The sequence below is a fragment of the Achromobacter sp. DH1f genome (assembly GCF_000633435.1).
In the GTDB taxonomy this organism is placed as follows: Bacteria; Pseudomonadota; Gammaproteobacteria; order Burkholderiales; family Burkholderiaceae_B; genus Achromobacter; species Achromobacter deleyi.
Map to the genome: position 1 here is coordinate 65,578 of NZ_AYMF01000040.1, position 23,256 is coordinate 88,833.

Below are 23,256 nucleotides of genomic sequence, written 5' to 3' on the forward strand. Positions count from 1 at the left end.
GTTCCCGCTGGATGCCTAGCTCATCAGATGGGCATCATGGTGATCAAGGCCGTCGGCGTCGCCGGCGGGTTCAAGGGGCTGGAGTTGTAAATCGGCCTTCTCCGAATTTCGCGCGCGTTCGCGGGTCAAGTCGTCATTTAGCTTGCGTATCTGGCGCCTGAGCTCGTCGGTGATGGCATGGTGCTCTCGTTTCGGCATCATCTCTGAGATCTGCTGAATTGCGGCGTCGGGGGAGATGCCCGCCCGTTCCAGGGCACGACGGAGTCTTACAACTTCCGCGTCAGCCGTGGCCAGCCTGGCGCGTAGGGCTGCCTCTTCTTGCAGTTGGGCAGCACTCATCGACGTAGGCCCTGCCTGGCTTCGGAGGGAGTACGAAGGTGAGACTCCGTCGAAGCGGAGTCTCCCGAGTGGTTGAATGGGCCAACTTCGTCGGCGTCGTGTCCTATGGCCAAAGTGCTCTCCTTTAGCCGCCCGGTCCCTGCCACAATGGCCTGGCTCCCCAGCGTCAGTATGAATTAGAAGTAAAATTCATTTCAAATATTAGCCGATTGTTCCACTTGTCGGCTTCAACAGCCAGACCTGAACGCCATGCCCAACAGCTTCGAAGGCTCCGATATCACCGCCGCGCTGAAGCGCGAGCTTTGGTCCGTGTGCGACGGCCTGCCCCAGCGCGGCGCCATCGATACACGAGAAGCTGGTGAATGGATTGACTACATGGCGGCCATTCGGCCGAAAGAGGCCATGTGGCACATGCGTCGTGCTTCCGGCATCGGCGGTAGCGAGATCGGTGGCCTGGTTCGCAACCACTGGAACATCCGCGCTGATTTCGAGTTTTCAGCCCATGACTGGGCGCTGGGAAAATTGTTGAAGAAGCTCCCAGATGAAGGAAACGAGGCCACCTACCGCGGGACGGTAATGGAACCCCTCATCCGCAAGATGTTCTACGAGCAGTGCAGCGCCGAACGGCTGCCACACGATTTTGACCGCTTGAAGGAGGCCGTGGGCACCCTCGCTTGGATGCGCTATTCGCCCGACGAGCTGTGTCGCTTTCGCCACCCGTTTCCGATGGTTGTCGACGGCCGTCGGCACGAGCTCTACGGCCGATACCTCGGAGATTTCAAAGCTCCGCACGAGGTGAGCGCTACCGATGACATTTCGTTCCAGTACGCCGCCCAGTTGAACCAGGGTGCGGTGCTTTGCGAAGAGCAGGGTATCGAAATTGACGGCCTGCTCCTGGTTCAGTTCGACTACCAGAACTGCGCGCTTCATCTGAACGCGCTGCCCGTCGATCGAGAGCTGTGCCAGGCCATACGCGAAACTGGCAATCACTACTGGGGCGAGGTGATGCAAGGCCGGGTCCCTCGCTACGTGGTCAAAGAGCAGCGAACGATCACCGACGAGCTGCGATCCGAGGCTCTTCCCCTGGTTCAGCGGCTTGCCCTACTGAGCGGTGTCGCAAAACGAGCGACTGAAGAGGCGGAGGCCGTCAGGGGCCGGCTCAATTCGCTGCTGGACTTGGACAACACCATGCTGGGTGCTGAGCGGCTGAAATTCCCTGACCTGATGACCTGCTCCACGACCCAGGTGATCGACGAGAAGCGCCTGCGAGAGCATTTACCGGCCGATGTGATTGCCGAGTGTCAATTCTCGGGCAAGGCCCAGGCCAAGAACGAGCTGGATCCCGACGCTGTAGTCGCGGCGCTGGCCGCCGCCCAAATTGACATCAACACGGTGATCCGTCGAAAGCTCGACCCCGCAAAAGTTCACCAAGCACTGGAGGAACGCAACGTGGATCCCAGCTTGGTGATTTCCGAGAAGCCAGTATGGCGGAGCGCCACCGGCGTCGCCGACCGTGTCGGTACTTGGCTTGAAGGAACTGATTGGTTCCGCGACCAAGCCGAATCCACCCGAGATCTGTTTCCGTCCGAGCAGCAAAGCAGCTCTGAACCCCCTCCGCCGGTTCTTCGTCCCATTGAGCGCGACGCAGGGTAACGGCGCCATCTACCTTTTGGAGAACACGCATGGCAATTATCAACAGCAATTCCGCCAACCGGCCGGTGGACTACATCCAACTGTCTTTTGGGCGCAATTCGAAGGCCCCTTTGGGGATGTCGATCGCCCTGGACCAGAAGTACACCGAATTCAAACCGGTGGAGGGTGTTGGGGGCGTCATTCGCCACGTTCATGTTCGCACCAAGCCCGTCGGCAACAGCATGATGGAGACTTGCACGATCTACTTTGCCGACGAAGGCGAACCCCGCGGAACGGCGTTGCAGTTCGCAACGGGTGGCCCCGATAAGTACAGCTTCGCTGCTGGGCACTTGGTGGCCAAGCTCTTGGCCTGCCGGCCCGACGACGAAATCGGCATCCTCGCATACGTATTCAAGGCAGGCACCACCGGAAGGCGCGCCGATCGAACGGAGTACACCCGTCAAGACCCAGAGCTGGCGGTGGTTGTGAGCGCGAACGGGCAGCGAATTCAGCAAGCGAACTGGGGAGTCGACGACCAGAATCAGCCCCTGACACGTGGTCCTGACGCGCCTTTCATCCTCAATCCCAACACTGGCCGAGAGACTGACGCCCGCGACTACACGTACGCACGCTTGTGGATGGAGAGCGCCCTGCACGGCCTCCAGTTCTCGTTTAACCGGCGCGCTAACACCGAAGCACAGCATCAAGCCCAGTCGGCGCCGATCTCGCTGGATGATTTGCCTGAAGAGTACGTGAGCAACGGTCACGCCCCGGCGGCCCAGGCGCCTGCGCGCGGTTACGCGACTCATCAGGGTGAGCGGGGTTAAGCCAGAAGAACGTCGACTAGCTCACGGATCAAGTTGTTGGGGGCGGGGAGCCAAGCCCGCCCCTTTTTTATTGATGTGGTGGACAGAGGTCCAGCGAAGAAAGGAGTAATCGGGAATGCCGATGTGGATCGACTTGCGAGACCCCGCTGGAGCGCGGCTGCGGGTGCTACCGAACCCGGGACGCCGGTTCTTGGTACTGGAAGGGGTATCGCCCCAGAGTCGCATTTTTCGCAGAGCGATCGACGAGCTAGGCTTCACCTCGAGCCGCAGTGGCGCGTTCCTAGTGAAGCCGATTGTCGCCGGGGATTCGATCACCGCCGTGATGTTCCGCGGCATCTGGCCGAACGCGATGGCTAGGGACATGCCCTTGGCTGCGTACATGATCCCGACGCGGGCGCCGGCGCGGCCGGCCGACGCACCTGCTGATGCCACATCGGACGAGGATCGCCTTCGGGAGATTCACCAGGCCCTGCAGGAGTCGGACTACCTCGGGCGCAACAGTGCCGGCCATCGGGTATTCGCTGGTCGCACAGGTCGATTCGTAGCGACGGACAACGATGCGTTGCTATACGAGAGCGCCGCCGGCAGCGGCGGCGCCACGATGTTCCTGCGCGCTCGGGACGAAGCGGAACTGATTGAATGCGCGACGGGCTTCATTCGGGGCATCGAGCTGGGGGAAGTGCAGCGCGACGGAGACCTGGAGCGCTTCATCGGCGCCGTATTGGCCGCCGATGGTGATGCGGATTCGGCGCTTGGCGGGCAAGTACGGCGTGCGCTGGAGGAGGCGAAGTTTCGCTACCTGCAGGACCGCTACCAGACCCCGGTGGAGGCCTTCGGCGACGCCATTCGCCTGACCGAATTTATGGCCATCCAGCCCGGGCCGGGCGATGAGGCTTGGCTGCCACTGCCCTTGGCGCTGTCTATAAATCAGGCGCTTGGCCTGCATCAACCTGTCCCGGAGCTGGACGAAGCGGCGGACCGCCCTTCGCGCCGCTTGTTCCTTGGCGGCGATGTTACTGGCGCTGGGGCGCTAATGATTCCTGCCGGTATTTCGGTGGAGGCACCGGCCAACGCTATCGAGCGAGCCCTTCCTGCGGCGCGCGATGCGCTGCAGCCTGCGGGCGGGGAACCCGGACCTTACGACTATATGATCTTGCAGGCTTCTTGGGGCGGCGAAGGCGGCCGCGCCGATCAAGCCCTTCGCGGCTTGCTGCTCCAGATATCGCAGGTGCGTGCCGGGGGCGGTGTTGCCGCGGTGATTCCGCTCGACGAGGGGGCCCGGTTGGGCGCGCTGGCGCCCGAGCAGCGCGAATTGTTGGATGGCGCTCGCGGCCAGGCTGAAATTGAGGCAATTTTGGATGTCCCATCTGCCTTGACAAGGTCGTCGGGCGTTCAACACGGTGTGCGCCTGGTTGTGGCGGCGCCGTTGGTGCCGGGTCAGCTAGCCGGCCCGCTACCGTCGCCTAAGGCGTGCCACAGCTGGGACGAGCTCAAAACCGTTGTTGACGAGGTGCTGGTGTCGCGCGGCCAGCGGCCGTCCACCGATGATCTGGTCCGCATCACCGAGCGCACACTGGAAAACGACCTGCAGCGCCCATACGTGGCGTTCTCGCGTGTAGGCGAAGCGCAGACCATGGTGCCCAAGAACCTGCAGGCGTCTCTGAACTACGCCCTGGCTCGCATCGAGGAGGAGCAGGGCCCGATCGATGAGTACGTGGCCTACGAGCTGGGCATGGGGCAGGAAACCCTGGCGGAGCGCTTTTCGGCCGAGCAGGTCGACGGGATTGCGTCAATTATCAGTCGCCTCCAGAAGGGCCGCGGCATCATCGTCGGGGATGACACCGGGATCGGGAAGGGGCGGCAGATTGCCGCTTCGGCCGTGTGGGCCAACAAGCAGGGGCGTACCGTGGTCTTCGTGACCGACCGGGCGAACCTGTTCTCGGACCTCGCGCGGGACCTGATCGACATTGACGAATGGGCGCGCTTCCGCCCAATGCCTCTGAACTCCGACGGGCACATCTTGGACATCATGGCCGGCAATGAGCTGCTGGCCAGCGCCACGCCGGCGGATCGGATGGCGACGATCTTGGACCAGGACATGACCTGGGAGGACCTGGGCGTCAATCTGGTGATGCTCACCTACTCGCAGATCAGCCGCGAGAGCAGCGCCAAGGCCGCGTGGTTGCTGAAGCAATGCCCCAATGCCCTCGTGGTGCTGGACGAAGCGCACATCGCCGCGGGCAGCGACAGCAACACAGCTGACTATATTCGGATGCTGGGCGAGCGCAGTTGGGGCGTGGTTTACGCCAGCGCCACCTGGGCGAAGACCTCGCGCAACCTTCACATTTACGTCCGGGCGTTCCCAGAGTCGATCAACATCGGCCAGGTGACGGCCGCCATGAAGCGCGGAGGGGAAGAGTTCGCCGAAGTGTTCTCTTCAATGTTGGCGCGCGACGGTGCCTTCTACCGGCGCGAACACGACCTTTCCAAGCTGGAGGCGAACGTGCTGGTCGACGATCAGCACTATGACCGGAACCGAGCACTGTTGACCCAGGTGTCAGAAATTCTGGGGATGATGTCCCTATTGAGCGGGGAGGTCGATCAGCTGTTGCATCGCGCCAATAGCGAAGTCAAGGGCGCACTGCGCGCGGCCCACGAGGCGCGTAACGTCTGGGTCGAGCGCGCAAAGGCCAATCTCACGGCAATCGACCAGCGAATCGCGGTGTTGCAGGCGCAGGGGCAAGAGGAGGCGTTGGAAGCGGCCAAGGCGGAACGGCGCGAGCTGGAGACCCAGATTGGGCGCCCGGCGGCCAAGGGCAGCTTCTTCCAGTCGAGCTTTGGGACCGGCGGCATGCTGTACCAGGCGATGCGCCGCACGTTGGGCGTGCTTTTGGCCGACTTCACGGTGGACCGGGCGCTGGAGGCTGTCAGGGCTAACCGCCGGCCGGTGATCGTGTTCGATGACACGGGCGAGGCTCTCGTGCGCCGCTTTATGGAGGAGGAGCAAGAACGCATCGAGGCAGCCATCGCCGCCCGTGAAGGGGACGAAGATGCCCGCGCGATCGCGGATCAGTTGAGCGCTGGGCGCCGCGGCAACACCGTCTCCGAAGTCCGCATGCCCATGCTCAAGGACTTGATGCACTCTTTCGTCAAGCGGCTGGGGGGCGTCAAAGTGCAGGAGGCAGCGGAGGGTGAGGATGGGGGCACGGGCGACGCGACCCTCATCTCGATCGCCGCGGTGCCTGGCGTGACGCCGACCCAGGTTGAAGCGTATCGCCGTGGGGTGGAATCCATTCTGGCCCGAGTTGAGGCGCTGCCGGAGCTGCCGATCAGCCCGGCCGATTACATTCGGGTGCGTCTGGAAGAGGCCGGGCTACGCGTAGGTGAGATTTCCGGCCGGCAATTCTCCCTGCAACGTCCTGCGACCGTTGACGAGAACGGGAATCCGTTTCAAGGCTTTGGTGGCCCCTGGAAGGTGACAAAGCGCGCCAGGAAGAAGACGGACGTCATGGCCACCGTACGCGCATTCAACGACGGCCGCATCGACGCCGCGGTAATCAATCGAGCGGCCGCGACCGGGCTGTCCTTGCATGCCTCGCCACGATTCCAGAATCAGGACCGGCGGGAGCTGATCGAATATCAGATTCCGGAGAATCCCACCGATCGCCTGCAGCTGTACGGCCGGGTGAACCGCTTCGACCAGGTCGTGGGGCCCATGCTGAGCATTTTGACCACAGGTCTGCGCGGCGAGCTGCGCAACTTGATGATGCAGAACCGCAAGCTTGCCGGTCTATCGGTCAACGTACGGTCGAGCCGCGAGAACGCCGCTCTGATTGAAGATGTGCCGGATATGCTCAATAGCGTCGGTGACGAGGTATGCGAGGAGTACCTGCTGGAGAACCCCGGCGTCATGAGCCGCCTGAGCATCGATGTTCTTCGTGTCCAGGATCGTGTGGGCCTGGCCAACCTGGTGACCCAGCGGATTGCGCTCCTGCACCCAGATGACCAGGACAAGGTGTACGGTGACCTTTTCGCGGCCTACGACGACGCCGTCATTCGGCGCGAGCTATCAGGGGAAGGGGGCGCCAGCATCCGCAACCGCGACTGGCGCGCCCGCACGGTGGAGGAAGAGCGCGCCTGGGGCCCAAACGGGGAGATCCCTCAGGAACTGTTCTCCGCGTTCGACGGCCCCGTGTACCTGCGCACTGTGGAATACGTGAAGGATTACCAGCCGATCAGCTGGAATGCTCTGAAGGAGACCATCGCCGATTCCAACGCCATCCTGGTCGGGGAGAACAAAGGCAAGTACGAGCCGCTGGCCGCTAACGTCGCCGGCCGCAGCCTTGTGGTGGCCGATTATTCACGCGAGGCGACCGAATCGGTGGAGACGCGGCGCGCGCGCCAGGCGGGCGAGTTGCTGACGCAGCTGCGCCAGGCGGCGACCACGGCGCGCGGTGGCCAAAGCGGCGCGGCCCAGCCGGCCGGCGGTGCCGATGCGCAGGACTGGCGGGCTGACCTCGCCTGCGTGTGGGTGCCAGTGCGCATCCGGCGCGGCGGTCAGAACGTGTACGACCGCTTTGTCGCCTACGTGCCGCGCCGCGCCCCGTACATCCCGATGTGGCAGCTCAATGGCGAGACGGGGGGCGAGCTGCGCCTGCGCGTTGGCCATGACGGAACGCCGTCCCTTCAGGTGGTCGGCCGCAGGCTGCCCAGGGAAGGGCTAGTCTGGGTGGATATGTTCAAGCAGGCCTATTCGCCGGCAGATCCGCGTCTGCTCCGGATATCCATTGCGCCATTTATTGAAAATGCAGGCCGCATCTTGGAGGGTAAACGCATCATTGCCCTGCAGCGCACGGAGCTGGACACGGTGGAAGACGCCCTGGCCCAGGCCGAGCACAACGGGGTGAAGGAAGCTCACTGGCGCCTGTTGTTCTTGCGCTCGGTCATGGCCAAGCTGGTGCCGGGGGCGGAAATCACCCTGCGTGAGATCGTCGGCGCCAGCAATCACAACTTCTGGAGCGTTGGCGACACCATGACGGTGGCCAAGGTGGAAATCCCGCGCCCCGAAGATGCGGCGGTGTTCTCGAAGTGGAAATACCACCTGGTGCGCCCGGGCGACGAGAAGCCGACTGTGCTGACGGCGGCTTCCTTGTTCAAACGGGCAGGCCTGGCGCCGGACTTCCCCGAGGTAGTGGTGGGCGAGACCCACCTGTTCGACTTTGACGCCCGGGGAGACGCCGCCCGGCTGGAGGGCCGCTTTGGTGACCACACGCCGGGCCCGGTGACGTTGCGGCGTAAGTTGCTTACCGGCAACCTCTTCCAGGCGGCGGAATGGGCCGAGGCCACCAAGGCCGGCATGGCGATCACGTATACGGACGAGACCGGCCAGCGGCACCGGGCCATCCAAGTGCGCGCGACGGCCTTCGGCCGCCAGGATATCGACCTACATCGGCTGCCGATCCGCCTGCACAACCCATTGATGATCGCGGATTTCGTCCACCGAACCTTGGACTGGGCACATTCGACCGCGCAAGGGCAGACCCGGCCCGATCGGACATTGCACGTGCCGATGTCCTTCAAGGCGGCCATGCAGGAGGGCGATCGCCGTCAGAGCCTAATCGACGTGTTTGGCATGGCGCCGTTCCACTTCAGTGGCCGCGGCGGGATTGCCTTCGGCGTCGAAAAGCGGGAAAAGGCGCGGTTTGTACGCATGGTGAAGTCGGCGATGGATGCCGACAAGCGCGACTGGACGGCCGATCACCCGGACGAACCGTATCCCCTGGAACTGTCCGCGCAAGCCCAACGCACCTCTGGCGATCAGGAAAACACGGTCGTGATGTTCGCCCTGCCGGAGGGCCGTGAACACCGGGCCCGATTCATCAACGTCGTGATCAGGGCCGTGGGCCTGCAGCTGTACGTCCGGCCGCAGGATCTGAAAATGGCCGAACTCGCGCGCCAGTCCGAGGCGTTCTTCTTCCAAGAGGTGGCTGAGCGCCTGGCGCCGGAGCGCCAGCGCCTTCTGGACGCCCAGGCAGCGCGTCGCGAGCGCAACCGCCAGCTGGTGGGGGACTCCTTTGACTCCGCTGTAACGGAGTCCGATCAGGTCGACCAGGCCGAGCAGGATCCCGCAGTTCAGCAGTCCTTATTGCCGGCCATGCCGCCGGCGCCCAGGGCTCAGGCGCCAGCGATGTGACGCGGCTCGGGACGGCGGCGGCCGGGGGACTGCAAAAACCCGGTCGCCGCGTCTGGTCCGTCGCGTGGTCGCTAATACAATATGAAGCGTAATTACAATTCATATCGGAAAGGCGGAGAAATGGCGAATGAGCTTACGAAGCTGGACCAGCTGTGGATTGCTGAGAAGCCGAGCAACCAAGCTGCAGTAGAACTGGCTCTTCGTGCCTTAGGAGCGGAGCGGCGCAATTCGGCCACGAGTCGGGCTGATGGGTACGTGCTGCTGTACTGGAACGGCAAGTGGATTGCCGTGTCCAGCGTCTTTGGCCATATGCTCGAAATGCTCCCGCCGCGGGCCTACGAGAGCTACCAGCGGTACCACGAGCAGAGCAAAGAGCTCGGCCGCTGGGACTTCTTCGGCCTGCTGCCTTGGTTTCCGCCAGAGCTGTTATACGGCGCCAAACCAGAGCGTAAGCCTGACGGCACCCTGGTAACGCAGAACGGCCAACCGGTCGAATCAATACGCCTGAAGGTCATTGAGCAATTGCTGCGCAAGGCCGTCGAGGTGGTGAACGCCTGCGACACCGACCGCGAAGGCCAGTTGATCTTTGACGAGATCGTCATTCGCCGGCTCCACCAGGACCCGGCCGCCCCACGTTTCAAGCGCGTTCGCATCGTCAACCCCGACGACAAAGAAATGATGGTGACCGTCCAGACCTTGGAGCCCAATGGCTCTGAACTCTGGGTGAACCTACGCGCCGCCGCCATGGCGCGGGAGGAGTGCGATTACCTCCTGGGTATGAATCTGTCGATGGCGATCCAGTCGCTGATCCGACGGGCGCGGGGCGCACCGCCGCTGGGCCTGGGCCGCGTGAAGGTCGCGATTGCTGTGCTTGTCGCCCAGCGCGACAACCAAATCGCTGCCTTCATCCCCTATGACGCCTTTGTGCCCGTGGCGCAGCTGGCCGACCGCACCCAGTTGCGCTGGTTCAAACGCTTGAACGCCGAAGGAACCCCCGGATTCAACGACAAGGGCCAGATGACAGACAAGGTGCTGGCCGATCGTATCGTCGCCGATCTGGCGCGCGGGCAGCCTGGCGAAATCACCAAGGCGAACATCGAGGAGAAGTCCGAGGCGCCGCCTTTGCCGTACTCCATGGGCACTCTGCTGGTCGACGCGTCCAAGAAGCTGGGCCTAAGCGTCAGCGAAGTGCAGGAACTTGCCCAACGCCTGTACGAGAAGCACAAGCTGATCACCTACGTCGGTACCGACTGCCAATATCTGCCCGAGAGCATGCACCAGCGGGCCCCCGAGATCTTGAAGTCCCTGGAGTTCGCCACGGGAGCGGTACCGGGCCTGGAAAAGACGCTCGAAGCGGCTGTCCCGACCTACAAGTCGCCCGCTTTCAATGACAGCAAGGTCGATGAGCACTTTGCCATCACGCCCACCGGTGTTGATCCCAGCGGGCTGAACGACTCCGAGGCGGCGCTGTACGGGATGATCGTCAACCGCTACGTCGCCCAGTTCATGGGGCCATACACCTACATGTCTGCGGTGTTGACGGTCCAGTTTGGCCAGGATGTGTTTCGGGCCATGGCGAAAAAGCCCACCCGCGCCGGCTGGCGGGCGGTGCCAGGCTACACGCTGGATGAATCCGAAGGCGCAGGCGCGTCGGTGGACGTCAGCAAGTTCCGTCAGGGCCAGAAGATTCAGGCCGTCGGCGCCCGCTTGGACTCCAAGAAAGTCGGCCCGCCCAGCCCATTTGACCAGGCTACCTTGGCCGAGGCCATGTTGAACGCCCACCTTTTCGTACGCGACGAGGACTATCCGTCCCTCGAGAAGGCCGAAGAGGTCCGCAAGGTGCTACGCCAGACGGAAGGCATCGGCACCTCGCGGACCCGGGCCAGTGCGATCACGGATGTGATCACCATGCAGCTGCTCGTCGAAGCCGGCTCCGGCAAGAACCGCACTGTGCACATCTCGGACGTTGGCCGGCAGATCTTGACCCTGCTGCCGCCGCATCTGACCAGCATCGCCGTCACCGCGCAATGGGAGTTGCTCTTCTCGCTCGTGGCCAAGGGGCAGATTCCGGCCGCCGCAGTCATTGATCAGCAGAAGCAACTCATTCGCCACGTCGTCAAGTACATGGACGACAACCGCCGCACGGCGCCTCAGCCGCAATAAGCCGCGCGCGGCGCTATTTCTCACCAGTGGAATCAATATGTCCGACACCCCCAGCTCCGATTCGAGTTCCTCCACCACCTCCGCCAGCTTCCTCGCGCGTGTCGTGAAGACCTCGTCCACCTGGACGGCTGAGCAACGTCAGCAGTTTCGCGACTTCTTCTGCACCGACGAAACGGACATGGAGCTGATCGCTCGCCTGGGCATCACCGGCGCGGAACTGCGTGTACGGCGCCAAAGCATGGCCAAACTCGTGCAGGTGACGGTATGAAGACCGCTCGCTTCTCCACGTCCGATCCACGTCAACTGGACCTGTTCGCCGTCGCCGAGGAGATCTTCGGCACGCACTTTTCGCTGGAGCCGTCCGCGAGCGAGACGCCTGCGGCCGCCCAGCCTCAACGCGACAAGGTCTACATGTTGCCCGGGCCCGTTCTCGAACTAACGTCGGCGGAAGAAGACCGCTTCCACAAGGGCGGATTCCTGAAGCTGGCCGCCTCCATGCTGATGGGCGCCATCGACGACGTCACCCACTCGATCACGCCCGAGATGAGGGCCGCCGCCTTGGCCTACTTCACCGAAACTGAAGGCCCCTTGCCGTTCCAGACCGTTCTGGAATGGCTGGGGCCGCCCCTGGACGACTACAGCCCACAGCAATGGGCTGACCGCATCGCCGAAAACTCGTCCTCGGCCGCCGAAGGCGTCCATCGTTATTGGCGCGCTATTGAGCAGCGCGAGGCCGACATCGTGGCGATGCAAGAGGCGAATCAGACCCAGGCCCAGGCCGAGGACGATGGTGAAGTCATGTACGACATCCCGGAAGCCTACGTCCACGTGCCGGTCGAGCGGCCGCGGGGAATGTGAGCTATGGATAACCGGTTCATCTGCGGGGGGCGGCTGCTCAAGCGCCTGGCATCCGAAGCGGGCCTGGTCTTCACGGTTGAAGCGGATGAGCCGGGCCGGCGCAATCTCGTCGCTTGCGACGATGCGCTTGAAAGCAACGTGCTTGGGCCCGTGGTCGCGCTGCAAACCGAACGGGTATGGCAGGCGTTGTTCCCCCACCACCGCGGCCTGTCAACCGGCGCGACGTTCTTGGTCCAGCAGGAAAGCATGTTCGGGCTGGCTGTGCAGTGGCCCCTGCTGGGGCGCGACGTGGTGTCAATTCACCGGATGCTGGCCATCACACGTGCGGCCGACACCTTGCTGGACTTGGATCAGCACCAGGTCGTCGAAGTCGATACGATCTACGATTGGTACAGAGCTCAGGACGTCCAGCTGCAGGACGACACCCTCTTCGTGCCCGCCGCCCAAGGCTGGCCCGCGGTCCGAATCCCCCTGATTTTCATCGAAGGGGAGCGCCACGCCCCCCAGGAGACGGTTCATGCCTAGCGCTGGTCTTCTCGAACAGGCCCGCCGCGGCCGCTACCGCGCTGCGCCGCCGGTGGTTCCGGTTCCGACCGAAGCCGAGCGGCAGCAGGCGCAGCTGACGCTGGCTCAGCTGGATCCGGCGGACTTCGTGTACAGCGAGGATCTGCCCGCGCTGCCGCCGGCGATGGACCGGCGCAGCCCTGCGGCCCGGGCGGAAGCCCAAGCGGCTGCAGCCCAGCCCGCTGGTTCGCCGGAACGGGCGCCGGCGCCGGCGGCAACCGTCAGCACCGGTCCGGCCGCCACGGCGCCAGCCGGCCGGCCAGTCCCTCTTCCTCGGCCGGTGCAGAGTGCTGCACCGCCGGCCGCGCCGGCCGTGCAGGCCGCCACCAGTACCGCGCCGGCACCGACCAGGTTCGCGGGCTTTCGCATCCCGGGCACCGAGGGCTTGGTAGCGCCCGGTCGTGGGGACGAAAGAGCCGCGGCGGCCAGCCGGTCATCGCCGAACCTCCCGCAGCCGACGGCGGCGGCGCAGCCCGCGCAAGCCGCGCCGGCGGCGCCGGCCGCAGCGCCCCAGACACAGGAATCGCCGCGTCGCCCATCCGAGGGCACCAATTTGGTCGCGGACCGACATGCCGCCGGCGTTCTGACGCGCTTGGTGTCGGCGGTCGTCGAGGGCGGCAAGGGCAGGGCGCCAAGATCCAGCGACCAGACCAAGAGCGCGCTGGCCGCCCTGATCACCGAAGCGCATCGCGTCTCCAGTGAGCTGACCGCGGCGGCCGCCGGCGACACGCCAGTGCGCCGGTCGTTGCAGGCCACCATGCTCAAGGAAACCGCGTTCGCGCTCGCTCGCCACTACAACAACACCGGCGAGGTCGCCTCGGACACGTTCCGCCAGGTCGCCCGGGACATGCTGGACGCCGGTGCCGCGCTGGTTCCCCAAGACGCGCTGGACCTGCTGGGCCAGACGGTGCCCGATTACGGGAATTTCGAGAGCGAGCTGCAGTACGCCGAAGACCGTCTGCGGGCCGCCGCCTTCGAGATCGCCTGGGATGTGCAGCGCGCGGTGGAGGATCCCCGGCTGCACATGGGCCAATTCTTCGACCTGGCCGAAGGAACCCCCGAGGCCGAGCAGCCGTTTACCTACGGCCAGCCGGTCAACCAGGTGCGAAGCCGTCTGCTACAGGCGGCGCGCCGGATTGTTGACGGCGCTCGCCCCGATATCCACAGCCCGGCCATGCTGGCCCGGTGGGAAGAGGGGGCGCTTGGCCGCGCTGCCAAGCTGCTTTGCGTCACCTATCGAACGGAAACGGCCAGTCTGCTGCGCACTGAAGCCACCTCTGACCTGCTCGGCCGCGCGCGGACCAATGCCCTTGGCCGAACCTTCGAATCCATGGTGGCCAGCGCCGAGCGAAAGGCTGGGGCGCAATTCAATGAGATCGAACGCAGCGCCCCGGAGCTCATGCGCCTGGGTGAGCGTGCGCCGGTCGAGGAGCTGCCACGCGAAGTGCCGCGGGCGGTTGAACGAGAAAGGAGTTGAAAGACTTGAACCAACCTCACCGCTACAAAGCTGCTCGCCGCGGGCTCGCGCTGGTGCTGATGCTGACCCACCTGGGGGCCATGGCAGCTACGCAGGCCTGCGACCCGGCCCTGGACGAAGCCATCGAGAAGCGCCGGCAGGCGAGCGACCAGCAAATCGACACGGTCGACCAGGACATTTCGAATTCCGGAAAGCGGATGCTTGACTGCCTTGTCGACTTCGCCGACGTCGTCGGCAACTCCATTACGGTCGGTGGCCAGAAGATCGATCTGAGCGGCGTCGTGAAAAGCATGAACCAGGAGGCTTGCCGCATGACCCGAGAGGCCAAACAGGGTCGTTTGCCGAAATTCCCGTCTCTCGAAAGCGTGGGCCGTGGCGCGGCCGGCCAGCTGCCAGGACGGAATCCTCCCTATACGCCGCCGCAGCGCCCACCGACGACGCCAACGCCTACCTTCCCGATCGGTGGGTCCAACTCGGGGCCGATCGGTTCGACGACCCATCAGAACATCGCTCCGCAGTCGAGTGGGTCGATGAGCATCGTTTATGACGCTCTTTCCAACGCAATGGGAGGCCGTCGATGAATCGCCCCTTTGAACAGCAACGCCGGCGCGGCGTCCGACTGCGCCGCACGGCCGTCGCGGCCGCTCTGGCCTTCACCTTCAGCACCGCGGCGGCCGCCGGCGGCGGCTATGTGGCCGACACGTATGCACCCATGATCTACCAGGGCGTCCAGCAGACGCTGGCCCAGCTGCAGTCCGTGGTACAGGCCATCCAGAATGCCCGGGACGCGATCGTCGATGCAATCTATAAGTCGACCGGCTCCCAGACCGAGGCCCTAACCAATGCGATCGCCAAAGGCTCCGAGCTCGATTCGCAGACCAATCGACAAACCCAGGTCGAACTCGAGCGCGCGCGCCGTGACGCAGCGCTGGAGCAGGCAAACGGCTGCTCGGTGACCGCCCGCTCCAAGGCCGGCGGCGCCGGGTCCAGCGCCAAGGGCTCTGGCGGCCGGTACGGCGGGGGCGGCGCGCCGGTGAAGATGTCGGGCCGCTCCACGGTCAGTCCGACACTGGCCAAGGCCATCGACCGCGGTAATGGCATCGAGCCGGCCCCCTCTACCAACAAGCAGATCGAGGATACCGCACAGGGATCCTGCGAGACCTACGCGGCCGGTGACCCGCTGCGCGAGAAGTGGTGCCGCGATGCCGGCTGGAACGCCGGCAACCTGACAGGGTTCATCCAGGCCGACGTGCGTGCGGAAACGCTCTTTGACGGCCCGCAGACGTCGCGAGATGCCCAGGGCTTCAAGCATCAGCGCACGCTCGGCGTCAGCGACAAGGAAATGGACGCCCTGAACTCCTTCATCTACCACCTGGAAAAGCCCCAGCAGATTGAAGACCCGCAGACGTTGGACATGAAGACGCGCGAGGGCAAGGGCTACCTGGCGCTCAAGACGACGTTCGACGCCCGCATTTCGATGGGCAGCAAGCCGACGCGGGACTACGTCGGGGCACGTTCGCCCGACAAGGACACGATTCCCATGCTGCAGCAGCTGACGGCTGACCCGATCACCGGCGCCTGGGTATCCCAGTACCTGCAGAAGAGCACCCCGAACTGGGCCAGCACCGGCATTTCTGTGGAAGAGCTGGAACACCTGGAACTGGAGCGCCGGTACTTGAATCCCGCCTGGCAGCTCGACTTCGCCACTCAGTTCGACCCGGCTGTGATCGCGCGCGAAGCAACGCTCATCAACCTGGCGCGCCAGGACCTCGAGGTCAAGACGTTGCAGGAGGCGCGCAAGACCAACATGCTGCTGGGCCAGATCTACAACTCGTTGGTTCGCGTGGAAATGCGCGAAATCATGAACGGCGTGCGCGAGCAGTCGAAAGACGCCGCGACCGCGGTGGAGTAGGGCCGTCAACCACCCCGGCCTGAAGGCCGAGGCTTGTGGAGTTAGCGCTTCGCAAGTCTGAGATTGACCAGACCGAGCGCCGCAAGGCGCTACGTTGTCAGTAAGTCAGAAGACCCACCCTGGAATGCTTCCTCAGTTCCAGGCAATGGAAATCACCGCTGCAGACACGCCCCGGGTTGGCACGAAACGGGCGGTGATCGAAAGCCTTGCGGCTCTCAACTGGCTGACAACATGGTCGAGGGGAGACAAACCGAAAGGTTTGCGTCACAAGGCGAGTAATCGCTGGCAGCCGGAAAGACGGCAACTTTTATGGAGTTGATGTGTCAGTTTTTGTACTGGATTACAGTGGTAAGCCACTGATGCCATGTAGTGAAAAGCGTGCTCGCAAACTGCTGGCTGCCTGTCGCGCACGCGTGCATCGGCTGGTGCCCTTTGTAATCCGGCTCGTGGCTCACCGAGCCGGCACCTGCAATTTCCAGCCCCTGCGCATCAAACTCGACCCTGGCAGCAGGGCCACAGGCCTGGCATTGGTACGCGATGTCGAAACCGTGGACGCTGCCACAGGATGTATCCTGCGCGGCGCGGCAGTCCTGACCCTCATGGAGCTGGTGCACCGCGGCCGCCAGATTAGCGAAGTGCTCACCGCACGACGCAACACGCGTCGCCGTCGGCGAGGAAACCTACGCTATCGCGCACCTCGCTTCCGGAACCGTACCCGTCGTGCCGGTTGGCTCGCGCCGTCCTTGCAGCACCGCGTGGACACCACGCTGGCGTGGGTGATTCGCGTTCGGCGCTGGGCACCGGTGACGGCAATCAGCTCGGAACTGGTGCGCTTTGACTTGCAGGCGCTCGAGAATCCGGAGATCTCTGGCATCGAGTACCAGCAGGGGACGCTCTCAGGCTACGAAGTGCGCGAGTACCTCCTGGAAAAGTGGGACCGCAAGTGTGCGTACTGCGACGCTACTGGTGTGCCTTTGCAGATTGAGCACTTGCACGCCCGGGCGCGAGGGGGATCGAACCGGATCGCCAACCTGGCGCTGGCCTGCGGGCCGTGCAATCAGAAGAAGGCTGCGCTGCCGCTGGAGGCGTTTCTGGCCAAGGACCCCGGGCGAATGGCCCGGATTCAAGCACAGGCCAAGCGGCCCTTGAAGGATGGCGCTGCGGTCAATGCCACACGCTGGGCGCTTGCCAATGGACTGACGGTTACTGGACTGCCGGTGGAGCTCTCCTCGGGGGGGCGTACGAAATACAACCGCAGCCAGCTTGGCGTACCAAAGACCCATGCCCTTGATGCCGCCTGCGTTGGGAGCGTTGACGCCATCAAGGCCTGGCGCCGGCCCACGTTGCAGGTGAAATGCACCGGGCGCGGCAGCTACCAGAGAACCCGACTGGACAAGTATGGCTTTCCGCGAGGCTATCTCATGCGCTGCAAGGCAGTTAGAGGATTCCAGACAGGTGATCTTGTGCGTGCTGACGTGCCTGCTTCGAGCAAGAAGGCTGGCCGCTATGTCGGACGCGTGGCTGTACGGGCCTCGGGCAGCTTCAATATTCAGACCGGCAGTGAGGTGGTGCAAGGCATCTCGCACAAACACTGCCGAATTGTTCAACGTAGCGATGGTTACGGCTACTCAAGGATAGCTATCTCGAAAGGAGACGCGGGAGCAGGGCACGTTGCACGTGCCGCGCTATCCCTCCCCGGGCTAAAGCCCGAGGCTTCTCGCGCAATCTGATGAAGGCAATGTCGATGCGTGAACAAATTCCGGCCCGCCTGGCGGACCTCATCGCAACCAAGCCGGATCGGCTGTTGCGTCAACTCGAGCACAGCTATGCGGCGTTGCGCCAAGATGCGGAAGGGCCGGGCAGGCAGGACCTCGCGCGGCGCCTTACCCTCCGGACTGCCGCCGCGGACAACGCCCAACGCGACCTCACCGACTGGATGAAGACGCGAGCGGGGGACGATGAAATTCACCAAGCTCAGCTGCGCAAGGTCACCGAGAATGTGAAGCACGATATGGACCGGCTGCGTAACGTGTTGCTGGTCGCGGCGCTGGTGCCGGGCGCCCAGGTGAAGGCGAAGGTGTTGCAGGTGCTGCTGGATGTTCACACGAGTCTTAAGCAGATGCGCGATTCGGCGAAAAGAATGATTCAGAGCGATTCGGCAGGCCAAGCTGAAGCGCCGGTGGACTCCGAAGCTGAAGCGCTTAAACAGCGCCACGCTGCACAAATGCGGCCGCGGGAAGGGGGCTTCTGATGGATAAGAAGCTCTCGCGACTGGTGTTCGTCCGTCCGTGGCTCGTCGCGCTGATGCTGGTAGCGCTGGCGGTCTTCTCCCAGTCCGCGCTCGCACAAAGGCAACCGCCCACGTCGGATGAGCTGGAGCAGGCAGTTAATCGGGATTCCGACAAGAGCTACGAAGTACTGCGTATGGTCTTCGGGCAGTTTGCCGAGAATCCCTTTCTAGAGATTGGAACGCCCGACACGCTACTAGGCCACGTATTCCTGATCTCCAACTTGGTGATCATGGGGCTGGGCATGATCTGGTTCAGCTACAACGTGGTGGCGGGGATATTGACGTCTGCCCACGAAGGACGAGTACTGGGGCAGCGCATGTCATCCGCCTGGTTCCCAGTCCGGACCACTATCGGCATTGCCGGCATGTTGCCAGTGTTCGGCGGGTTCTCCGCCGCCCAGGCTGTGATGATGTGGTTCACGCTGCTGGGGATCGGCGCCGCCAACATGTCCTTGACGGCGTCTATCGATGCTGCGTCCAAATACGCGCCCCTGGTTCAATCAGACGCGATGGTCAAACCGTTGGGATCGGGGGTGCTGTCGGCTGACGTTGCAGACGCGCTCTTCATGTCAAAGGTATGTGTATTGGCCAACCGCGCGTATGAAAGCCCGGAGGGATTCGACACGAGCAATCTTTTGATCGATAGTTTGGACTCTACACAAGGGGCTCGAACCAATCAGATGTACGGCGAACGTCTGTGCGGGGGTGTCAATCTCTCGGGATTTCTTGGCGACAATACCCGCTCCGACTCTGGCCTTCAAAGCGCCCTGTCCTATCGGGTCAGTTCCGTCGACTATGCGGCAATTGCCAACGCTGGACGGCAAGCGATGGTGACGCAGCTGCGGACTCTCAGCTCGCAGGTCGATTCGATTGCCATTGGTTGGTTCCGTGGCTATCAGGAAGCTCTACGAAATGGCTCGCGGATACCAGGCTGGCCGACTTCGCAGTTGGAAGGCGCGCGGAAAGGTGTTCGATTCGCGTACGGCGAGGCGCTTGCCTCAATGATTCCCACGCAAGGTGCGATACGTGAAGAGGCCTCCGCCAAGATTAAGCGCGACGGTTGGGCGGTACTTGGTGCGTGGAACTCTACCTTTGCAGAAGCCAATGCCGCAATTGTCGACGCTGCGAACGCCTATAGCGTGACAATTGTTGCACCAGGCAATCGCGTAGGCTTCGGTATTGGCGAAATCGGTGATCAGCTTCGAGGCCTTGGTCAGCGCGCTTTGAGTGCGGTCGGGCTTGCAGACGTGCCCCAAACGGATCAGGTTAGAGACGCACTCGCGGCGCTGGCGACGAAGCGGGAAACCGCGCCCCCTAGTACAGAATGCTTCTTCGACTCGTGGCAGACGGATACCGGAAATTGCTCGATGGGGCAGGCGCTGGCACTGCGGATGATCGATGGCCTGGTCGGTAACTCTGGCGGCAACGGCTTGGTGAATCCGATTATCGCGTCTAAAAATATCGGGGACTGGCTGATGATGCTGCCTCAGGTCGCATATGTCGCTACCAAAGCTAAAGATCTGCCTGGGCCAGGCAAAGCGATTAGCGGTGCCGCAGAGGCCATTGGCAAGGCAAGCAGCGGCATCACCTCTTCAGCTCTAAAGATGTTTGGGTCCGATACGCTCCGGTTGTTGGAGAAGCTAGCGATGGCGATGTTCATCGTGGGAGCGATTCTCGCGATCTACATCCCGTTCGTTCCGTTTTTGACGTGGATGACAGGACTCGTAGGGTACTTCTGCCTGGTCGTCGAAGGTCTCGTTGCTGGGCAACTTATGGCATTTGCACACTTGTCCGGCGAGGGGGAGGGTATGGGATCGCGTACGGAGCGTGGGTACACTCATCTCCTGAACGTGCTGATGCGGCCCACACTTATGGTCGTGAGCTTCTTCATCGCAAACGCCATGCTGATCATGATGGGGACGCTGTTTAATCAACTATTCGGTGCGGCGTTGGCGAATGTGCAGGGAAATTCGATTACCGGTCTTGCAACGATTATCGGCGTCGTTGTGTTCTATATGATCGCCATGGTCGTTATGGTGCAGGGCATTTTCAACATGGTCTACGAGATTCCTGACCGATCACTTGGGTGGGTCGGGACGGCAATGGAAGCTCGGTTCGGCCGTGAGATGGACAACAAAATCGAAATGCTCGCGCAAACGACCGTTCGTTGGTCGGGTGTTCCAGGAATTGGCGTAAGCCGATAGAAAGACGCTGAAAAAAGCACAACCCGCCTACTTGGGCGGGTTGTTAGCTTGGTGCGTAGAGAAGTTTTGTCATTTACTGGCGCTCTCCCTTCCAGACGGCGCGGACGGTTTGTATGACATGCCGACGATATCCAGGATTTATCACCAGACCCAGCAGGCGGGTACATATCGCTATTCCTATGTCTATCAGCGCTATGGCTACGCAAATCCCGACGGGAACCAGGATGAGCTGTACGAAGGCTTTGCTTTGGAAAATGTATCCGCCGCCGAATGCAACGATGACTGCGAACAGGACAACCTTCGGCCGCGCCAGGAAGTGCACCAGGTCTTGGAAACCGGTAGTGGATTTGCTGCTCATAGCGAGTTCCTCAGTCATTTGGTTCAGAATGTATCAGATTTGAGTGGGTTAGGTGGTGTTGCAATTCAACGAGCACAGTAAATTGGGATCTCCAAATAGCGGTGCGCTAGTTGGCTCATCCGGAATCATTCGGGGACTTCCCAAGTGAACCTCAGATTGATCAGTTCCCGCTGCCGGCGACCTTACTGCATCGCTCGCTTCACGGGCCAACCGGGCGTCCCCCGCCCTTAGTACATTCTTGGCGCCGACAAGGTCGGCGTTTTCCTCGAAACCACATGCCACGCATGCGAACAGCGCTTGGGTGACGCGATTTCCCGCCGCCACGTGGCCGTACGCGAGGCACGTCCTGCTGGTGTTCCGAGGGGATACCGCCAGCAGCATGCCTCCATTCCAGGCCAGCTTGTAGTCCAGGAATCGCCGGAATGCATACCACCCCTGGTCCCGGATCACTCGGTTTAAGCCTGCCTTCTGGCGCACGTTCCGGCCAGGCCTGTCGACGGTGCCGGCGGCCGAGCTGGACATAGCGCCTACTCTCAGATCCTCGACCACCACCAGAGCGTGGTTTTTGCTGATCGTTGTCGAGGTCTTATGGAGGAAGTCGCGCGGGCAGTTCGCGATCCGGGCATGCAGCCGAGAAACACGGGCCTTCGCCTTCTTCCAGTTCTTGCTAAATTTCACCTTCCGATCCATGGCGCGCTGCGCTTTGCGCAGTTGATCACGATGTGCTGCGAAACTGCTCAGGGCGGGGAAGACCGTGCCGTCCGAGAGTGTGGCGAACCGCGCCACGCCCAGGTCTATGCCCACGGCTGACGTTGCCGTTGGCAGTGGCTTGGGCACCTCCCTGACAGTCAGGAACGACACGAACCACCGGCCAGCCTTAGCTGAGACGCTCACATGCTTGACCTGGCCTAGCACCGCCCGGCTCTTTCGATACCTGATCCAGCCTACCTTCGGCAGCCGGACGCGCGTGTTGCCTTCGTCCAGCCGGAACTTCTGCGGCACCCGGAAGTGGTCCTGCAGGCCCTTCTTCTTGAACCGTGGCGCGCCAGCGCGCTTGGCGAAGAAATTCGTGTACGCCGCTTCCAGGTCCCGCAGGGACTGCTGAAGCACCTGCGCTGGCGCCTCCTGTAGCCACGGAGTCTCGGCGTCCGCCCGCCAGCCGGTCAACAGCTTCGCCGCTTCGACGTAGCTCAACTTGCGCTCCCCCGCCTTGTACCGCTCCTCGTTCATGGCCAGGGTGCGGTTGTAGACGAATCGGCAGGCGCCGGCGAACTCCCGCAGCATCCGAGCTTGCGCCGGCGACGGCCGCAGTTCGAACTTAAAACCTTGATGCCTGGTGACGGTGGACTCCATGAATGGCTCCGCCGCGTCAGACCAGGCGCCGGGTTATGCCCGGGCCGTGCATTTCGTCCAACGCGCGGCGCGCCAGGCGCAGATCCATGAGGCACTCGTCCCAGTGGCGCTTCTCGGCGTCGTTGGGCGCCGCTGCGCGGGCCAGAATGATGGCGGTGTCGAAGTCCTCAAGCCGCTCAAGGATCACGCGGGGCAGGGCGACCCAGTTCGGGTGGCCGATGCCGGCGCGCTTCTCGGTGGTGGTGTGGCTACGGTCCATCATGGTCTCGGCCCTGAATGTCCTGGGATGCTCCCCTTGCAAACCATCCTACAGATCGAGGTGGGCGTGCCAAAACTTTTTGGCCAAGAGAATTCGCCCCGAAAGTTTTGGAGAGATGCTTTGGTGTGCTATAGAAGCCGCAGTGTGCTGGCAGCTGTCGACCGTTAGCTCCACAGCCTTTTGGAGGTACGCAATGGATTCAGATTCGATTGTTCTATATGGTGCCCACCAGGATGGAGGCCATCTTGCTTTGTTGGAGTGTGTTGTTTACGAACGTTGCGGCGAGGTCTTCTATGAAGTGCAAGAGTTCGTCATGGAACTTCGTGAGGTCGCTTGTGAGGCTCAGGAGGTTTGTATCCTGCGACAAATGAACATCAACGAGGCGTTTAGCGACTTTCCGGAGGATTTTGCAGATGACGAATTCTGTTTGGCCTGCCCGCGGGAACCCGGGTTCGAATTGATGACTTCGTGGTTTGGCGGTGGTGGCTTGGAACTGAGTTTGGATTCCATCGGTCAGATCCAAGAGAGGGTAGTCGAAGGGATAGTGGGTTTGACGAAGGACCTGCCCGAGCCCAGTAAAGTTGAGCTGGGTGTGCGGCGCATTAGTTGGTCCAGGGACAGGCAGGCTGAATGGGCGCATCTTGATGCGCTGGACGATGCGACGCCCAGTGACAGCAACCCCTGTTCAGGCTACGGGTTGTGCCATGAACGGGGAAAGGAGGAGCTCGGCTAATTTGCCCCGCCTGCAGGTCTCGGTGACCCTAACCCCGAATTAGTCCGGATCAGAAGTAGAGTTCCGGCTCATTTGACCCTAACCCCGAATTAGT

The 23,256-nt window shown here is 62.7% G+C and carries 18 protein-coding genes; 14 read left to right on the forward strand and 4 right to left on the reverse strand.

Features of this window, described 5'->3' with window-relative positions; genetic code table 11:
* Positions 1–15: 15 nt before the first annotated feature.
* A complete protein-coding gene (locus tag U858_RS0130610; RefSeq protein ID WP_025140918.1) occupies positions 16–339 on the reverse strand; it encodes a hypothetical protein in 324 nt (107 codons plus the stop codon).
* 249 nt (positions 340–588) lie between these two features.
* Between U858_RS0130610 and U858_RS0130615 the strand changes: the two genes are divergently transcribed.
* The 13 genes from U858_RS0130615 (at position 589) to U858_RS0130675 (ending at position 20,459) form a co-directional block, all read left to right on the forward strand.
* The gene (locus tag U858_RS0130615) at positions 589–1,992 is read left to right on the forward strand and encodes a hypothetical protein (protein ID WP_025140919.1); all 1,404 of its coding nucleotides are present in this window, start codon (positions 589–591) and stop codon (positions 1,990–1,992) included.
* A 29-nt stretch (positions 1,993–2,021) separates the two neighbouring features.
* A complete protein-coding gene (locus U858_RS0130620; RefSeq protein WP_025140920.1) occupies positions 2,022–2,798 on the forward strand; it encodes a hypothetical protein in 777 nt (258 codons plus the stop codon).
* A 115-nt stretch (positions 2,799–2,913) separates the two neighbouring features.
* On the forward strand, positions 2,914–8,991 hold the full coding sequence (locus tag U858_RS0130625) for a strawberry notch C-terminal domain-containing protein (RefSeq protein ID WP_025140921.1): 6,078 nt from the start codon (positions 2,914–2,916) through the stop codon (positions 8,989–8,991).
* Between the two features lie 120 nt (positions 8,992–9,111).
* On the forward strand, positions 9,112–11,154 hold the full coding sequence (locus tag U858_RS0130630; RefSeq protein ID WP_232786634.1) for a DNA topoisomerase: 2,043 nt from the start codon (positions 9,112–9,114) through the stop codon (positions 11,152–11,154).
* A gap of 37 nt (positions 11,155–11,191) precedes the next feature.
* On the forward strand, positions 11,192–11,422 hold the full coding sequence (locus tag U858_RS0130635; protein ID WP_025140923.1) for a hypothetical protein: 231 nt from the start codon (positions 11,192–11,194) through the stop codon (positions 11,420–11,422).
* Entirely contained in the window at positions 11,419–12,012 is a 594-nt protein-coding gene (locus U858_RS0130640) for a hypothetical protein (protein ID WP_025140924.1), read from the forward strand. The genes U858_RS0130635 and U858_RS0130640 overlap by 4 nt, the downstream gene beginning before the upstream one ends.
* A 3-nt stretch (positions 12,013–12,015) precedes the next feature.
* Entirely contained in the window at positions 12,016–12,537 is a 522-nt protein-coding gene (locus U858_RS0130645; RefSeq protein WP_025140925.1) for a hypothetical protein, read from the forward strand.
* Positions 12,530–14,053 carry a hypothetical protein gene (locus U858_RS35820; RefSeq protein WP_025140926.1) on the forward strand — a complete coding sequence of 508 codons (1,524 nt, stop codon included), beginning with the start codon at positions 12,530–12,532 and terminating at the stop codon, positions 14,051–14,053. Before U858_RS0130645 ends, U858_RS35820 begins: the two co-directional genes overlap by 8 nt.
* A gap of 5 nt (positions 14,054–14,058) precedes the next feature.
* Complete coding sequence (locus tag U858_RS0130655) at positions 14,059–14,634, forward strand: hypothetical protein (RefSeq protein WP_025140927.1); 576 nt, start codon at positions 14,059–14,061, stop codon at positions 14,632–14,634.
* Positions 14,631–15,965 carry a hypothetical protein gene (locus U858_RS0130660; protein WP_025140928.1) on the forward strand — a complete coding sequence of 445 codons (1,335 nt, stop codon included), beginning with the start codon at positions 14,631–14,633 and terminating at the stop codon, positions 15,963–15,965. Before U858_RS0130655 ends, U858_RS0130660 begins: the two co-directional genes overlap by 4 nt.
* A 320-nt stretch (positions 15,966–16,285) precedes the next feature.
* The gene (iscB, locus tag U858_RS0130665) at positions 16,286–17,695 is read left to right on the forward strand and encodes an RNA-guided endonuclease IscB (protein WP_025140929.1); all 1,410 of its coding nucleotides are present in this window, start codon (positions 16,286–16,288) and stop codon (positions 17,693–17,695) included.
* A 14-nt stretch (positions 17,696–17,709) separates the two neighbouring features.
* On the forward strand, positions 17,710–18,216 hold the full coding sequence (locus U858_RS0130670) for a hypothetical protein (RefSeq protein ID WP_232786635.1): 507 nt from the start codon (positions 17,710–17,712) through the stop codon (positions 18,214–18,216).
* Positions 18,216–20,459, forward strand: a complete 2,244-nt coding sequence (locus U858_RS0130675) for a DotA/TraY family protein (protein WP_025140931.1) — start codon at positions 18,216–18,218, stop codon at positions 20,457–20,459. The genes U858_RS0130670 and U858_RS0130675 overlap by 1 nt, the downstream gene beginning before the upstream one ends.
* Before the next feature lie 73 nt (positions 20,460–20,532).
* Here U858_RS0130675 and U858_RS0130680 read toward each other — a convergent pair whose 3' ends face one another.
* Genes U858_RS0130680 through U858_RS0130690 form a run of 3 tightly spaced genes read right to left on the reverse strand, consistent with a single transcriptional unit; the run spans position 20,533 to position 22,432 of the window.
* Entirely contained in the window at positions 20,533–20,817 is a 285-nt protein-coding gene (locus U858_RS0130680; RefSeq protein WP_025140932.1) for a hypothetical protein, read from the reverse strand.
* A gap of 48 nt (positions 20,818–20,865) precedes the next feature.
* Complete coding sequence (locus U858_RS0130685) at positions 20,866–22,170, reverse strand: RNA-guided endonuclease TnpB family protein (RefSeq protein ID WP_025140933.1); 1,305 nt, start codon at positions 22,168–22,170, stop codon at positions 20,866–20,868.
* A 16-nt stretch (positions 22,171–22,186) separates the two neighbouring features.
* Positions 22,187–22,432 carry a hypothetical protein gene (locus U858_RS0130690; protein ID WP_025140934.1) on the reverse strand — a complete coding sequence of 82 codons (246 nt, stop codon included), beginning with the start codon at positions 22,430–22,432 and terminating at the stop codon, positions 22,187–22,189.
* 190 nt (positions 22,433–22,622) lie between these two features.
* On the opposite strand from U858_RS0130690, the gene U858_RS0130700 reads away from it, so the two are divergent.
* Complete coding sequence (locus tag U858_RS0130700; RefSeq protein ID WP_157838883.1) at positions 22,623–23,162, forward strand: hypothetical protein; 540 nt, start codon at positions 22,623–22,625, stop codon at positions 23,160–23,162.
* The last annotated feature ends 94 nt before the right edge of the window (positions 23,163–23,256 follow it).

Bases quoted from the DNA above. Each gene is read 5' to 3' on its own strand.
- U858_RS0130610 (WP_025140918.1), bottom strand. From the start codon at position 339: ATGAGTGCTGCCCAACTGCAAGAAGAGGCAGCCCTACGCGCCAGGCTG.
- U858_RS0130615 (WP_025140919.1), top strand. From the start codon at position 589: ATGCCCAACAGCTTCGAAGGCTCCGATATCACCGCCGCGCTGAAGCGC.
- U858_RS0130620 (WP_025140920.1), top strand. From the start codon at position 2,022: ATGGCAATTATCAACAGCAATTCCGCCAACCGGCCGGTGGACTACATC.
- U858_RS0130625 (WP_025140921.1), top strand. From the start codon at position 2,914: ATGCCGATGTGGATCGACTTGCGAGACCCCGCTGGAGCGCGGCTGCGG.
- U858_RS0130630 (WP_232786634.1), top strand. From the start codon at position 9,112: ATGGCGAATGAGCTTACGAAGCTGGACCAGCTGTGGATTGCTGAGAAG.
- U858_RS0130635 (WP_025140923.1), top strand. From the start codon at position 11,192: ATGTCCGACACCCCCAGCTCCGATTCGAGTTCCTCCACCACCTCCGCC.
- U858_RS0130640 (WP_025140924.1), top strand. From the start codon at position 11,419: ATGAAGACCGCTCGCTTCTCCACGTCCGATCCACGTCAACTGGACCTG.
- U858_RS0130645 (WP_025140925.1), top strand. From the start codon at position 12,016: ATGGATAACCGGTTCATCTGCGGGGGGCGGCTGCTCAAGCGCCTGGCA.
- U858_RS35820 (WP_025140926.1), top strand. From the start codon at position 12,530: ATGCCTAGCGCTGGTCTTCTCGAACAGGCCCGCCGCGGCCGCTACCGC.
- U858_RS0130660 (WP_025140928.1), top strand. From the start codon at position 14,631: ATGAATCGCCCCTTTGAACAGCAACGCCGGCGCGGCGTCCGACTGCGC.
- U858_RS0130670 (WP_232786635.1), top strand. From the start codon at position 17,710: ATGCGTGAACAAATTCCGGCCCGCCTGGCGGACCTCATCGCAACCAAG.
- U858_RS0130675 (WP_025140931.1), top strand. From the start codon at position 18,216: ATGGATAAGAAGCTCTCGCGACTGGTGTTCGTCCGTCCGTGGCTCGTC.
- U858_RS0130680 (WP_025140932.1), bottom strand. From the start codon at position 20,817: ATGAGCAGCAAATCCACTACCGGTTTCCAAGACCTGGTGCACTTCCTG.
- U858_RS0130685 (WP_025140933.1), bottom strand. From the start codon at position 22,170: ATGGAGTCCACCGTCACCAGGCATCAAGGTTTTAAGTTCGAACTGCGG.
- U858_RS0130690 (WP_025140934.1), bottom strand. From the start codon at position 22,432: ATGATGGACCGTAGCCACACCACCACCGAGAAGCGCGCCGGCATCGGC.
- U858_RS0130700 (WP_157838883.1), top strand. From the start codon at position 22,623: ATGGATTCAGATTCGATTGTTCTATATGGTGCCCACCAGGATGGAGGC.